The following is a 13,499-nucleotide window of genomic DNA, read 5'->3' as shown; positions in this document are numbered from 1 at the left end:
AAATCAGGCACCTATCTTTTTGATCGTCAGAGGGATTTCCGCGTGATCGTCATATCGTGCGGTGCAGGTGGCGACGTCATTGGTTCCCGCTTTGCAGGTAATTTCAGGCATCGGATAACGTGATCCGTCCGTGCAACGGGCATTGCCGCGACTCTTAATCATTAATTCGCCAGTCTGATGCAAACCAGAGAAAATCTCGGCACGACAAACAATATTGTCGCCATGAACGACGCGTGCAGTGCCTTTATTCGTCTGGATCTGATAACGCAGCGACGGCGCTTTGCCGCTGACCGGATCTTTCACGTCGACCATGACGCGCCAGTTACCGTTGAGGAAACGCGTCGTTCCTGCCTTCATCTGGCTGGCATCCATGACCAGCGCATCTTTGGGAATAGCGGCAATCACTACCGGTCCTGCGTCAGGTTTCTCTTTTTTCGCTACCGGAATGACTTCAGCCCGATGCAAAGGTAGTGCGGAGTTCAGTTCCGGCAACGGCGTCATGTCTGCTTTAGCCACTGCAATGGGGGCAACTGAGGGGGTAGGGATAACGGCTTGTTGTTTCCATAACAACGGTCCGACAATGGCTGCGATAATTACGGCGGCAACGGGTAGACTCCACAGCGGCAGGCGACGTGCGGGCTTCACCTGTACCGGTGGCGGTGTGACTTCCGGTTCGTTGATCATGGCCAACGGTTGTGGTTCGGGTTCAACCGGTTTTGGCGGTTCAACGACCGACATCAGTAAAGGGGCATCGGCCTCAGTGAAGGTGATTTCAGGTGAAGTCTCTTCTTCCGGGTCAGGCTCTGTCACAGTGACAACCGGTGGTATATCGGCAAGGCGCAGGCAATCGAGCACATCGTCGCGGGGATTTTCATTCAGATTGACGAAGCCCCAGAACGTAATAACGGGTTTACCATCAACCAGAAACACGTGATTCTCGCCAGGAAACTGGATGGCTTTTTCGAGCAATGAACCAAACAGTTGGAGGGCGGTTTTCCCCGATTGCAGGCTTTTACGGCTCAGGGCCGCCGCATTTTCCAGCGTGCTCCCCAGATAGCGCAGCGCACGAAAACGAGCCTCTTCATCAGCGGCTTTCCACGCAACGACTTTTCCTTCAACCGGAGAATACCAGTCAACCCGATCGCCGTTGTCGTTAATTTGTGGGATCGCCAGACAATCCACCATCGCCTGCTGTTTACGCAAGCGAAGCGTTTCACGAATTTGCAGTGCTGAATCAAACACGGCCTGACCACCGCCACCTACGGCCTGATAGTCATCCAAATTGCCGCTGCGCAAGAGAGTTTTTGCCACGTTGTTACCCCTTAGACTTCTTCACACATCTACTTTACGGTTTATAAAAACGAGCAAACGACGGAAGAGAGGCAAAAAGGGGCGAATTTTCATGGCATAGAGTGCCGGGAAAAATCTTGACGTTTTGAAAAAGACTTAAGGGAAATTAATTCGCTTGTGGTGATGAATAATTCAGCGAAAACCACCGGATTAGAATAACCTGATAGTGATTTGTTATTGGTCAGTTTTTGTCAGCTATGCTCTGATATTCCGGTTAATAATAAAATAAGAAGGCTTATAACCATGATTGCAAGGAAAACGTTACTCGCGCTGGCGCTCAGCGCCGCCTTACCCTCAGGCGCTGCGTTCGCGGCCAGCACTGACACCATCATCTACTGCTCAGAAGCGTCGCCGGAGTCATTTAACCCGCAAATCGCCAGTTCCGGTCCGTCGTTTGTGGCAAGTTCACAGGTGCTCTACAACCGACTCATTAACTTTGATCCGGTAAAGAATACCCCAATACCGTCTTTGGCAACGGACTGGAAAATTTCTCCCGATGGGAAGACTTACACGTTTACCCTGCGTCAGGGGGTGAAATTCAACAGTAATAAATTCTTTAAACCCACCCGCGACTTCAACGCCGATGACGTGGTTTTCTCGGTATTACGCCAGAAAGATGCCGATCATCCGTACCACAAGGTTTCTCAGGGCAGCTACGAATACTTTAACGATGTCGGTCTGGATAAACTGATCAAAGAAGTGAAGAAGGTGGATGATTATCACGTTCAGTTTGTGCTGAATGAACCTAACGCCGCGTTTCTTGCCGACTGGGGGATGGATTTCGCTTCCATTCTTTCTGCGGAATATGCTGACGCGATGCTGAAAAAAGGCACCCCGGAAAACGTTGATAATTGGCCGATTGGCACCGGGCCATATGTGTTGCAGCAGTACAAACAGGATTCCCAAATCCGTTATCTGGCCAACCCGAACTACTGGGATGGCGCCGTCCCGACGAAGCACCTGATATTCTCGATCACTCCAAATGTACAGACCAGACTGGCAAAACTGCAAACTAACGAATGCCAGATTATCCCTGCGCCTGCGCCAATCCAGTTTGACGAGATCAACAAGAATAAAGATTTGACGCTGCATTCGGTTGAAGCGCTGAACGTCGGGTATCTGGCGTTTAATACCGAGAAAAAACCGTTTGATAACGTGCTGGTGCGTCAGGCGTTGAACTACGCGACCGATAAAAAAGCCATTATTAACGCCGTCTTTTTAGGTTCCGGTACGGTGGCAAAATCGCCGATTCCACCGAATATGATGGGGTTCAATAACGATCTAAAAGATTACGCTTACGACCCGCAAAAAGCGAAAGATCTGCTGAAACAGGCTGGGCTGGAAAACGGATTTGAAGCGACGCTGTGGTCAATGCCGGTTCAGCGTCCATACAACCCGAACTCCCGGCGTATTGCCGAGATGATCCAGAGCGATTGGGCAAAAGTCGGCGTAAAGGCAAAAATAGTGTCATACGAGTGGGGCGAATATCTCTCCGGAATGCGCAAAGGCGAGCATGACACCGCGCTGTTCGGCTGGATGTCAGACAACGGCGATCCGGATAATTTCGCGGATGTACTGTTGGGCTGCGACAGCATTAAAACCGGATCTAACGCCGCGCGTTGGTGCGATAAAGAGTATAATTCTCTGGTTCAAAAGGCGAAACTGGTGAGCAAACCTGAAGAACGCGCCGCGCTGTACCAGCAATCGCAAGAGATTTTCTACCAGCAGGCTCCGTGGATAGCCCTGGCAAATGGCAAAACGTTCTATGCTACGCGTAGCAACGTCAGCGGATACAGCGTCAGCCTGATGGGCAGTGATTTTTCAAAAGCAAAATTAAATTAATGAGTTAAGGAGAGGTTATGTCGCATCTGGATGAGGTCAGCGCACGTGTTGATGCCGCCATTGAAGAGAGCGTCATTACGCATATGAATGAATTGCTGATTGAACTCAGCGATGATGCCGCGCTGAGCCGGGAAGATCGCTACACCCAGCAACAGCGTTTGCGTACGGCTATCGCACATCATGGTCGTCAGCATAAAGAGGATATGGAAGCCCGTCGCGAACAGTTGACCAAAGGCGGCACAATCCTTTAATTCATTATTACTGTTATCCGGCCTGTATGTTCAGGCTGGATAAATTCCGTAGGTCTGATAAGCGAAGCGCCATCCGGCAGTTAAAATGAGCGCCTCGCGACCAACCAGGCCCCGACGACCAGCAGCACCGCGCCGCAAACAGGCCCCACCAGCGCACGGAGCGATACACCATGACTGCGCACAATATCCAGCACCAGTCCGCCAATTAACTGGCTGGCGACCAGTACCGCAATCGTGGTGGCAGCCCCCACATTTTGATAGCCGCTGATACTGGCAAAAACAAAAAAAGACCCCAGCAAACCGGGGATCAGCGTCCACCAGCGCACGCTGGAGACCAGTTCGCCAAACCCCGCGGCGCCTTGCTTAAACCACAGAATGCTGACAAACAGCACAATCCCAACCAGTGAGTTCAACAGCATGGCAATCAGGATCGTCGAGGAGGTCTGCGTGATACGCACCATTAAGGTGTTTTGCACCACCAGACCAATACCTGCGGCAATCAGAAAGGAGAGGGTCAGCGTCTGGTTCATCTGCCGGCATCCGGATCGCGACGATCGTCTAACTGCAGTTGCATAAAGGTCAGATCCAACCAGCGACCAAATTTGGTGCCAACCTGCGGCATTTGTGCCGTGATGTTAAATCCCAGCGTACTGTGCAGATGCAGCGACGCCTGATTCTGAGACTCAATCCCCGCCACCATTACATGTTTTCCGCACGTGCGCGCTTCTTCTATCAGTCGGCTGAGCAGCGCTCGTCCCAGGCCCTTGCCCTGATGCTCAGGATGGACATACACCGAATGCTCAACGGTATGACGAAATCCGTCAAAGTTACGCCAGTCGCCGAACGAAGCATATCCAGTGACTACGCCGTTTTCTTCACTTACCAGCACGGGATAGCCCATCAACTGGCGGGCTTCGAACCAGGCGATACGGTTTTCGGCATCGACCGTTTGATCGTTCCAGATAGCCGCCGTATGCAGTACCGCGTGGTTATAAATTTCAGCAATAGCGGCGCAGTCTGCTTTGCTGGCAAATCGAATTGACATGTTGAACCTCAGGGATTGTTCACTATAGTATTACAATATGAATACTATTGAAGACAGCATAAATCAACGGATCGGTGCAAGAATTCGCCTTGAACGAGAATCTCGCGGCTGGTCTCTGACGGAACTCGCCGAGCGTGCAGGCGTGTCGCGGGCAATGATCCATAAAATAGAGCGTGGTGAGAGTAGCCCCACGGCCACGCTGCTGGGCAGGCTCTCCGGGGCGTTTGGCATCAGCATGTCGATGCTGATTGCGCGAGCCGAAATGCAGGAGGGCAAGCTGCTGCGCCTCGCTGACCAGCCCGTCTGGCACGATCCGCAGAGCCACTATCTGCGACGCCATGTCTCACCGCGCAGCGATCTCCCCATCGACCTGGTACAAATCGAATTGCCCGCCGGAAGCGATATCCCAATGCCAGCATCCTCCTACGTGCAGGCCAGACAGCTTATCTGGCTACAGCTGGGGGAGTTAGTCTTTGTGGAAGGCGATGTGCGTCATGAAATGAAAGCGGGCGATTGTCTGGAACTGGGGCCGCCGAATGACTGTCGGTTTATCAATGAAACCACGCAAACCTGCGTTTATCTGGTTGTGCGATTAAACCATGTCGCGAGCTAAATGCTGGCGCAGGCTGCTACTATTGATGGATTCATGCCAAAAGCAGAGGAGCACATCATGGGTCAACAGACTAATCGTAACCGCCGTTGGGTACTGGCTTCCCGCCCACATGGCGCGCCAATCCCGGATAACTTCCGTCTTGAAGAAGATGAAGTCGCAACGCCGGGAGAAGGTCAGGTTTTGCTGCGCACCGTTTTCCTTTCTCTCGATCCTTACATGCGTGGGCGCATGAGCGATGAACCGTCTTACTCGCCTCCCGTTGAGATTGGCGGTGTGATGGTCGGCGGCACTGTGAGCCGCGTCGTGTCCTCCAACCATCCTGATTACCAGCCTGGCGAATGGGTGCTGAGCTACAGTGGCTGGCAGGACTATGACATTTCGGACGGCAACGGGCTGGTGAAGCTTGGCGATAATCCTGAACATCCCTCCTGGGCGCTGGGTGTTTTGGGGATGCCGGGATTTACCGCCTATATGGGCTTGCTGGACATTGGCCAGCCGAAATCAGGGGAAACGCTGGTTGTTGCTGCTGCAACTGGCCCGGTGGGCGCAACGGTTGGACAGATTGGTAAGCTCAAAGGGTGTCGGGTGATCGGTGTAGCGGGCGGGGCAGAGAAATGCCGGCATGCTACCGAAGTGCTGGGCTTTGATGTTTGTCTCGATCACCATGCGCACGATTTTGCACAACAACTGGCAAAAGCGTGTCCGCAGGGGATTGATATTTACTACGAGAACGTTGGCGGTAAGGTATTTGACGCTGTGCTGCCGTTACTCAATACCTCGGCGCGCATTCCGCTTTGCGGACTGGTCAGCGGTTATAATGCGACATCGCTTCCGACCGGCCCTGACCGATTACCGTTGCTGATGGCAACCTTACTGAAAAAGCGTATCCGGATGCAGGGTTTTATCATTGGTCAGGATTATGGTCACCGCATTCATGAGTTTCAGCGGGAGATGGGGCGCTGGATTAAAGAGGGTAAAATCCACTACCGTGAGCAGGTCACTGACGGTCTGGAGAATGCGCCGCAGACCTTTATCGGTTTGCTGACCGGTAAAAACTTCGGCAAGGTGGTTATTCGCGTAGCAGACGATGCGTAAAGAGTGCTGGCGGGAGCGATTCCCGCCAGTATCATTCAAAACGCCAGGCCAGATTAATACCCACGCCATAGTTTCGTCCTGGCGCCGGTTCGTAGTATCGGCCATTTGATTCATTCACAATCACCGAACCGACGTAGGTCTTATCAAACAGGTTATCCACCCGGCCAAACAGGTCGATCATAAGGTTGCTGTAATAAAATTTATAGCCGGTATTCAGGCCGACTACGCTATATGACGGGGCTTTCGCCGTATTTTCATCATTAGCCATAATGTCCCCCATATAACGCACATCTGCTCCCGCATACCAGCCTTCATCAGGCACGTAGCCCAGTGACGCGAATCCCATGTTTTGCGCTATGCCGGGCAGTCGGTTGCCGTTGCAGTTTTGATCGCCGCAGACATTGCTGCGATAGGTTGCATCCAGCCAGGTCCATGCCGCTTTTACGCGCCAGTTTGTGGCAAAGCGTTGGTCCCAGGATAGCTCGCCTCCCTGACGGCGGGTTTTCCCGGCATTTTTATAGGTCGTACGACCGCCATTGTTACTATCAACGACGATTTCGTCATCCGTGTTGGTCTGGAACAGGGCCGCGGTAAACAGCCCATCTCCGATGCGCGTTTTGCTGCCGATTTCAATGGTGTCATTTGTGGACGGCTGTAAACCAAAATTCATCCCGCTTTGGCCATCGGAACGGTAGGAGAGTTCGTTAATTGTCGGCGTTTCAAATCCTCTCCCCGCAGCCAGATAGACGTTCCAGGCGTCCGTCATCGCATATTTCAACGATCCGGCAGGGAGCCATTGGTGATAGCTGGCGTCCCCGCTGTCATCGCCGTTACCCGGCGTAATGTAGCGATCGTTGGAATCAAACCACACGGAACTGTAACGAACGCCAGCATCCAGCGAAAGCTTCTCCGTCAATTGCCACTGGGTTTGCAGATAGGGATCGAGGTTCCACATCAGGTTACGTTCATTGCGTCGCACGTCGCCTTTCTGACCATACTCAGGCACACCATTATCAAGCCGATAGTTGTTATAGCCTTTACGGTTTTCACTCATGTTTTCATAGTTTATGCCGGTGGTGAAGGTTACCGGGATCCCCAATTCGCCACGGTGAGTCCAACGGTTATCTATCCCCTGATAATGACGTTGCAGAGTGATAACGCCTCCGGCATGGGAGGGTCTTAACTGTGGGGCCATTGGGATCGACTGATACTGGGTGGTTTCGCGCTCCCCCGCATAGGTCATGATGCTGAGATCATCCTGCGCGCTAAGCTGGCGTTCATAGCGCAATCCCGCCTGGGTCTGCTTGATGGTTTTTCGCGTATTGAATTGCTCGGCGCGGGGCGATTGCTGCGGATTGGCATCCCACTCTGACTTCGTCAGGCCTCCGGGATCGTCGGCCTTAATATCCACGCTGTTGAAAATCAGCGTCAGTTTACTCGCGTCATCAATGCGTACGCCCAGTTTGGCATTAGCCAGATTTTTTTGCGCGCTGCTGTAATCGCGATACCCATGGGTAGTAAATCGGGTCGTTGAAACGGTGTAATCCACATCGCCTGGCTGAGTACCGTCGCCCAGCGCTCCGGTGGCCTTTAAACCGTAGCGCCAGGTGCCAAAACTACCGTAATAGCTGCTGGCTTCAATGGTGGACGGCTCACGCCCTGTTTCAGTACTGACATTAATCACACCGCCGGAAGCATTGCCATACAGCGCAGAGAAGGGACCCCGCAGGACTTCAATATTTTGTACGCTGCTGATATCGATATTGGATGTTTGGCCTTGCCCATCCGGCATGGTGGCTGGGATTCCGTCTACATACATACGAATGCCACGGATACCATACGTGGTGCGTGAACCAAAACCGCGAATCGACAACTGGAGGTCCTGCGCGTAGTTCTGCCGATTTTGCACCTGTAGTCCAGGGACGCTGGTCAGCGATTCGGACAGGTTAATGCGCGGTGTTGCCAGACGCATATCTTCACCGGCAACAACGCTGACGGCGGCAGGCGTATCCAGCTCTGAAACGGATTGTGGCGTCGCGCTAACGATCAGCGTTTGCTCGTTTATCTCACTGTCTGCCGCGGCAAAAGTCGAGAGGAAGACAGGCAGTAATGAAACAGGAAAGACGGTATAGCGGGCTGAAAAAATCGTCATGAATAAGGCCAGTTTAGGATGCTGACGCCGGAAAACGGACGGTAAGCATGTGAATTTTTTTATAAAAAAGATGAATTTTAGCGCTACTGAATTGCGGTAATTTTTCGGGCAATGAAAACGAGTGTAGTCAATATGTGAAGAAGTGCTCCACTTTGCGATGAATAATGATTACTATTCTCATTCTTAAAAAGGCAAAACCATGATTTTGCTCATTGAAGCTATGTGAAGCAGTAACAAACGAATTTATCAAAGGGAGTCGTCATGTCTTTACGTCATCTGTTTTCGCCGCGCCTGCGTGGTTCTTTACTGTTAGGTTCACTGCTCGTGGCATCATCTTTTACGACACAGGCTGCGGAAGAATTGCTGCGCAAAGCCGTGGGCAAAGGTGCCTATGAAATGGCGTACAGCCAGCAAGAGAACGCGCTGTGGCTGGCGACCTCACAGAGCCGCAAACTGGATACCGGGGGCGTGGTTTACCGTCTTGACCCAGTGACGCTCGAAGTGACTCAGGTTATCCATAACGATCTCAAACCGTTTGGCGCCACCATCAATAACACCACGCAAACGCTGTGGTTTGGTAATACGGTAAACAGCGCGGTGACGGCGATGGATGCCAAAACAGGCGCGGTGAAAGGGCGCCTGGTGCTGGATGCGCGTAAGCGTTCTGAAGATGTGCGCCCGCTGCAGCCGCGTGAGCTGGTCGCCGATGATGCGACCAACACGGTCTACATTAGCGGTATTGGTAAAGAGAGCGTAATTTGGGTCGTGGACGGTGAGACGATCAAACTTCAGGACACAATCCAAAATACTGGCAAAATGAGCACCGCTCTGGCTGTCGACAGCAAGGCTAAACGCCTGTACACCGCCAATGCGGACGGCGAATTTATCACTATCGATACCACCAATAACAAAATTCTCAGCCGTAAAAAGCTGTTGGATGATGGAAAAGAGCACTTCTTTATCAACCTAAGTCTGGACACGGCGGGTAACCGCGCATTTGTTACCGACTCTAAGGCTGCGGAAGTGCTGGTTATCGACACCCGCAACGGCAATGTACTGGCGAAAGTCGCCGCGCCGGAATCCTTGGCCGTGCTGTTCAACCCGGCGCGCAACGAGGCCTATGTGACCCATCGTCAGGCCGGTAAAGTAAGCGTGATCGACGCGAAAAGCTACAAAGTTGTCAAAACGTTCGAGACTCCAACATTCCCGAACAGCCTGGCGCTCTCCGCCGACGGTAAAACGCTGTACGTTAGCGTGAAACAGAAATCTACCCGCGAGCAGGAAGCTACTCAGCCGGACGATGTGATTCGTATTGCGCTGTAATTAACCGGAGGGGGAAACCCCTCCTGTCATTTCTCTAAATCTCACGATACGCCTCGTTACACCCCGCCAGTAGCCTGACTAACTTCAGGGACTTACACTACGCCCTCAACGGCTAACTGAATAACACGGGAATACCATGAAAAAGCCATTTATGTGTCTTTGTGCAGGCGTCATGCTGTTTACGCTGGCAGGTTGCACAACCAATTACGTTATGACGACCAAAAGCGGACAAACGATTACCACCCAGGGCAAGCCAAAGCTGGATAAAGACACGGGAATGACCAGCTATACCGATCAGGATGGGAATGCGCGGGAAATTAATAGCAACGATGTTGCGCAGCTCATTGAAGCAGACTAAAAAAAGAAGGCCTGAAGGGGTAAGCTATCAGGCCTTTTTATCCTTACGGCGCGGTGCGGTGGATTTCCGCTACGCGTTTACGCACGCCGAACCAGCCCGCAACCAGCAGGATGGCGATTAACGGTAATGATGCGATGGTATAAGTGCCGTTTGGATAATCAAACGCCATCAGCACCAGCACGCTCAGCAGGAACAGCAACGTGAGCCAGGAGGTAAATGGCGCACCCGGCAGTTTAAAACTGACGTCTGCGGTTTTACCTTCTTTAATCGCCCGGCGCAGACGCATCTGACAAACCATGATAAATCCCCACGACGCAATGATGCCCAGCGAGGCGAAATTAAGCACGATCTCAAACACCTGCGACGGCACCAGATAGTTCAGGAATACCCCTACGACATACACGACCAGTGTGGCGAGGATCCCGGCCCATGGCACCTGTTGGCGGCTCATTTTAGCCATGAATTTTGGCGCGGAACCGCCCATCGACATGGAACGTAAAATACGCCCGGTGCAGTACAGGCCGGAGTTCAGACTGGAAAGCGCCGCGGTGAGCACTACAATATTCATGATGCTGCCGATATATGGCACGCCAAGTTTGGAGAAGAAGGTGACAAACGGGCTTTGCCCCGCCTGGTAGGCGTTCCAGGGCAGAAGCAGAACCAGCAGGACCACCGAACCCACGTAAAACAGACCGATACGCCAGATAACGCTATTGATCGCTTTCGGCACCATCGTTTGCGGATCTTTGCACTCACCAGCGGCAGTGCCGACCAGTTCGATGGAGGCAAACGCGAAGACGACCCCCTGAACCAGTACCAGCGCTGGCAGCAGGCCATGCGGGAAAAATCCGCCGTTGTCGGTTATCAGGTGAAAACCCGTGGCGTTGCCATCCAGCGGTTTTCCGCTACCTAAGAAAACGGTACCCACAACCAGGAAAATCACAATCGCCAGCACTTTGACCAGCGCAAACCAAAACTCCATCTCTGCGAACCACTTCACGCCGATCATGTTCATGGTGCCGACAATGGCCAGCGCCCCGAGGGCGAACACCCACTGCGGCACGTCGCCAAATGCGCCCCAGTAATGCATATACAGCGCAACTGCGGTGATATCGACAATACCGGTCATCGCCCAGTTGATGAAATACATCCAGCCCGCCACATAGGCGGCTTTCTCACCTAAAAATTCGCGGGCGTAGGAGACAAAGCTACCGCTGGAAGGGCGGTGCAAAACCAGTTCGCCGAGCGCGCGAAGAATAAAGAACGAAAAAATACCGCACACCAGATAGACCAGCGCCAAAGCGGGGCCAGCCATCTGCAAACGTGCGCCTGCCCCTAAAAACAACCCGGTACCAATCGCGCCGCCAATGGCGATCATTTGTACCTGTCGATTGCCCATCGCCTTGTGATACCCCTCTTCGTGAGCATTCAACCAGCGTCGTTTCGCCGCATGTTGTTCCGCGGCTTGCGTGTTGTGTGTGTTCATTACGTTTCCTGTTGACCTGACTGATTTACAAAATCCTTTTTGCCGCACCTGCTGCGGCGAAAACAGCGTTACCCTTCATTGTGTTACGGGGGAAAACTGCCGGCCGAGCATCCTACATTCAATTGTTCACTTGCGCAAAGCCCCGATAACAAGAATTCAGCATTTTTGTGCAGCCGGAACTGGCGCGGTGTGGCCTCGATTCAGCCAATAAAAGAAAGGGGCGTTTTAACCAGGGAGAGGAGTGCGCTTATTAAGACATTCGCCCGATAAGCGCCGTAACGTTATGCTGATACGCCAAAGACCTGAACGGCCTGCTGTAAGCGTGATGATCGCTGGGTCAGATCGGCGGTAGCATCAGTAACACGTTCCACCATTTCGGCGTTATTGTGTGTCATGGCGCCCACGCGTGAAATTGAATCGTTAATCAGATCCAGCGCCTGGGTTTGCTCTCGCGTGGCCAAACTAATCTCTTTGATCATCATCGACATCTGCAGGACATCACCAATCATCCCGGTGAGATGCGTTTCCGTTCGCTCCACCATTTTGACGCCGCTGTTAACGTTGGCGACGTTCTTCTCGATCAACTGTTTGATCTCTTTTGCCGCCGACGCTGAGTGCTGCGCCAGATTGCGAACTTCTGCTGCGACAACGGCGAAGCCGCGCCCGGATTCTCCGGCTCGCGCGGCCTCAACCGCGGCATTGAGCGCTAGGATATTGGTCTGAAAGGCAATACTATCGATAACGCCAATGATGTCGACTATCTGTCCGTTATCACGCGAGATTGCCTGCATCATGGCAATGGTTTGTTTCATGATATCGCCGCCTGCTGCCGCGTTGGCGCTGGTTTTATCTGCCATGGTCATGGTCTGCGCCGCCGTTTCAGCGGTTTGCTGTACCGCACTGCCAATTTCTTCGATGGCGGCAGCCGTTTGTTGCAGGTCAGCGGAGGTTTCTTCTGAACGCTTGTGCAACGCAGTACCTTCTTTTGATACCCGCTGACTGATGGCGCGAATACCGGATATTTGCGTACTGACGTCATCGACCAGTGAATTCAGATTAAGCCCGGATTGATTAACCAGACGCATCAACATTCCTATTTCATCAACCCTGTTTAAATGACAGTTATCGGCTTTACGACCAGACACCACTTTCTTCATTTGCGTCAGTAGCGTATTAACTGGCTGACAAATTTGATACTTAAGGTAAATAGCCAGTGCCAGAAACAGCATCAACAGCCCACCCGCCTGAATAATAGAATTCACAGGGGATAAGATAAATAACAACGCCAGCAGGGCAGTTACCCCTAAACTATAATTAATGCGTTGGCTAATACTCAGCCATTTAAACATTGAAACCCATGCCATTATGCCGCGACGAATGATAATACCTTTAAACAGACGAAAGCCTTTAAGCTGCTGACTATTTATTTTTTGATATAAGTTTTCACTTTGGGTTATTTCATCGCGCGAAGGAACAGTGCGTACCGAGATGTAACCAGTGAGTTTTTCATTGTGCCAGACCGGCGTCACGTTGGCCCGCACCCAGTAATGATCGCCATTCTGCCGCCGGTTTTTCACCATTCCCGTCCAACTGTCCCCCTGCTGTAGCGTGTACCACATATCGGCGAAAGCGGCAGAGGGCATATCAGGGTGGCGAATAATATTATGCGGCTCGCCCATTAACTGGTGTTCGCTGAATCCGCTGGCGTCAATAAAAGCAGAGTTGGCGTAGGTAATATGACTTTCTTTATCTGTTGTCGAAAGCAGCGTCGCTTTATCGTTAAGTGCGTACTCAATTTGTGTAACAGGCATGTTACTTTTCATAGAGGCCCCAGGTGGTATGTATAAGCCATAAAAAATCCCCGCAATAAAGCCAAGGGATATTAAAAACTGTTTAAACCATTTTAATAAGAAACGCTGTATTCTCTACTAATCATGATTTCGGTGGAAGTAGTTATAATAAAAATCCCGACGTATAAAAGTTG

At 52.0% G+C, this 13,499-nt stretch carries 12 protein-coding genes; 6 read left to right on the top strand and 6 right to left on the bottom strand.

Annotation, left to right across the window (positions count from 1 at the left end; translation table 11 throughout):
- Positions 1 to 3: 3 nt before the first annotated feature.
- A complete protein-coding gene (locus FDX09_RS12535; RefSeq protein WP_137347301.1) occupies positions 4 to 1,311 on the bottom strand; it encodes an SrfA family protein in 1,308 nt (435 codons plus the stop codon).
- A gap of 282 nt (positions 1,312 to 1,593) precedes the next feature.
- Between FDX09_RS12535 and FDX09_RS12530 the strand changes: the two genes are divergently transcribed.
- Together FDX09_RS12530 and FDX09_RS12525 are read left to right on the top strand one after the other, a co-directional pair.
- Entirely contained in the window at positions 1,594 to 3,192 is a 1,599-nt protein-coding gene (locus FDX09_RS12530; RefSeq protein WP_137347300.1) for an ABC transporter substrate-binding protein, read from the top strand.
- A gap of 17 nt (positions 3,193 to 3,209) precedes the next feature.
- Positions 3,210 to 3,443 (top strand): YdcY family protein, encoded by a 234-nt coding sequence (locus tag FDX09_RS12525; RefSeq protein WP_038640708.1) that lies wholly within the window; start codon positions 3,210 to 3,212, stop codon positions 3,441 to 3,443.
- Positions 3,444 to 3,523: 80 nt separating this feature from the next.
- On the opposite strand, the gene FDX09_RS12520 is transcribed toward FDX09_RS12525, so the two are convergent.
- On the bottom strand, positions 3,524 to 3,973 hold the full coding sequence (locus FDX09_RS12520) for a DMT family transporter (protein WP_038640705.1): 450 nt from the start codon (positions 3,971 to 3,973) through the stop codon (positions 3,524 to 3,526).
- Complete coding sequence (mddA, locus tag FDX09_RS12515; protein ID WP_038640702.1) at positions 3,970 to 4,488, bottom strand: L-methionine sulfoximine/L-methionine sulfone acetyltransferase; 519 nt, start codon at positions 4,486 to 4,488, stop codon at positions 3,970 to 3,972. Before mddA ends, FDX09_RS12520 begins: the two co-directional genes overlap by 4 nt.
- Positions 4,489 to 4,525: 37 nt before the next feature.
- On the opposite strand from mddA, the gene FDX09_RS12510 reads away from it, so the two are divergent.
- Positions 4,526 to 5,101: an XRE family transcriptional regulator gene (locus tag FDX09_RS12510; protein WP_137347299.1), complete on the top strand. Its 576-nt coding sequence runs from the start codon at positions 4,526 to 4,528 to the stop codon at positions 5,099 to 5,101.
- Between the two features lie 57 nt (positions 5,102 to 5,158).
- Entirely contained in the window at positions 5,159 to 6,196 is a 1,038-nt protein-coding gene (locus tag FDX09_RS12500; protein ID WP_110498038.1) for an NADP-dependent oxidoreductase, read from the top strand.
- A 31-nt stretch (positions 6,197 to 6,227) separates the two neighbouring features.
- Here FDX09_RS12500 and pqqU read toward each other — a convergent pair whose 3' ends face one another.
- On the bottom strand, positions 6,228 to 8,348 hold the full coding sequence (gene pqqU / locus FDX09_RS12495) for a TonB-dependent receptor PqqU (RefSeq protein ID WP_137347298.1): 2,121 nt from the start codon (positions 8,346 to 8,348) through the stop codon (positions 6,228 to 6,230).
- Between the two features lie 261 nt (positions 8,349 to 8,609).
- Here pqqU and FDX09_RS12490 point away from each other — a divergent pair, with 261 nt between their 5' ends.
- Both FDX09_RS12490 and FDX09_RS12485 read left to right on the top strand, forming a co-directional pair.
- Entirely contained in the window at positions 8,610 to 9,671 is a 1,062-nt protein-coding gene (locus FDX09_RS12490; RefSeq protein ID WP_038640696.1) for a YncE family protein, read from the top strand.
- A gap of 136 nt (positions 9,672 to 9,807) precedes the next feature.
- A complete protein-coding gene (locus tag FDX09_RS12485; protein WP_038640695.1) occupies positions 9,808 to 10,029 on the top strand; it encodes a YgdI/YgdR family lipoprotein in 222 nt (73 codons plus the stop codon).
- A gap of 43 nt (positions 10,030 to 10,072) precedes the next feature.
- On the opposite strand, the gene ansP is transcribed toward FDX09_RS12485, so the two are convergent.
- Both ansP and FDX09_RS12475 read right to left on the bottom strand, forming a co-directional pair.
- Entirely contained in the window at positions 10,073 to 11,515 is a 1,443-nt protein-coding gene (gene ansP, locus FDX09_RS12480; protein WP_038640693.1) for an L-asparagine permease, read from the bottom strand.
- 281 nt (positions 11,516 to 11,796) lie between these two features.
- Positions 11,797 to 13,338 carry a PAS domain-containing methyl-accepting chemotaxis protein gene (locus FDX09_RS12475; protein WP_137347297.1) on the bottom strand — a complete coding sequence of 514 codons (1,542 nt, stop codon included), beginning with the start codon at positions 13,336 to 13,338 and terminating at the stop codon, positions 11,797 to 11,799.
- Positions 13,339 to 13,499 lie beyond the last annotated feature (161 nt).

This window comes from Citrobacter sp. wls717 (genome assembly GCF_005280955.1).
Lineage (GTDB): Bacteria > Pseudomonadota > Gammaproteobacteria > Enterobacterales > Enterobacteriaceae > Citrobacter > Citrobacter werkmanii.
This window is presented reverse-complemented; position numbering and strand designations above follow the sequence as displayed.

Excerpts from the sequence above, each read along its gene's own strand:
- FDX09_RS12530 (WP_137347300.1), top strand. The coding sequence starts at position 1,594 with ATGATTGCAAGGAAAACGTTACTCGCGCTGGCGCTCAGCGCCGCCTTA.
- FDX09_RS12525 (WP_038640708.1), top strand. The coding sequence starts at position 3,210 with ATGTCGCATCTGGATGAGGTCAGCGCACGTGTTGATGCCGCCATTGAA.
- FDX09_RS12520 (WP_038640705.1), bottom strand. The coding sequence starts at position 3,973 with ATGAACCAGACGCTGACCCTCTCCTTTCTGATTGCCGCAGGTATTGGT.
- mddA (WP_038640702.1), bottom strand. The coding sequence starts at position 4,488 with ATGTCAATTCGATTTGCCAGCAAAGCAGACTGCGCCGCTATTGCTGAA.
- FDX09_RS12510 (WP_137347299.1), top strand. The coding sequence starts at position 4,526 with ATGAATACTATTGAAGACAGCATAAATCAACGGATCGGTGCAAGAATT.
- FDX09_RS12500 (WP_110498038.1), top strand. The coding sequence starts at position 5,159 with ATGGGTCAACAGACTAATCGTAACCGCCGTTGGGTACTGGCTTCCCGC.
- pqqU (WP_137347298.1), bottom strand. The coding sequence starts at position 8,348 with ATGACGATTTTTTCAGCCCGCTATACCGTCTTTCCTGTTTCATTACTG.
- FDX09_RS12490 (WP_038640696.1), top strand. The coding sequence starts at position 8,610 with ATGTCTTTACGTCATCTGTTTTCGCCGCGCCTGCGTGGTTCTTTACTG.
- FDX09_RS12485 (WP_038640695.1), top strand. The coding sequence starts at position 9,808 with ATGAAAAAGCCATTTATGTGTCTTTGTGCAGGCGTCATGCTGTTTACG.
- ansP (WP_038640693.1), bottom strand. The coding sequence starts at position 11,515 with ATGAACACACACAACACGCAAGCCGCGGAACAACATGCGGCGAAACGA.
- FDX09_RS12475 (WP_137347297.1), bottom strand. The coding sequence starts at position 13,338 with ATGAAAAGTAACATGCCTGTTACACAAATTGAGTACGCACTTAACGAT.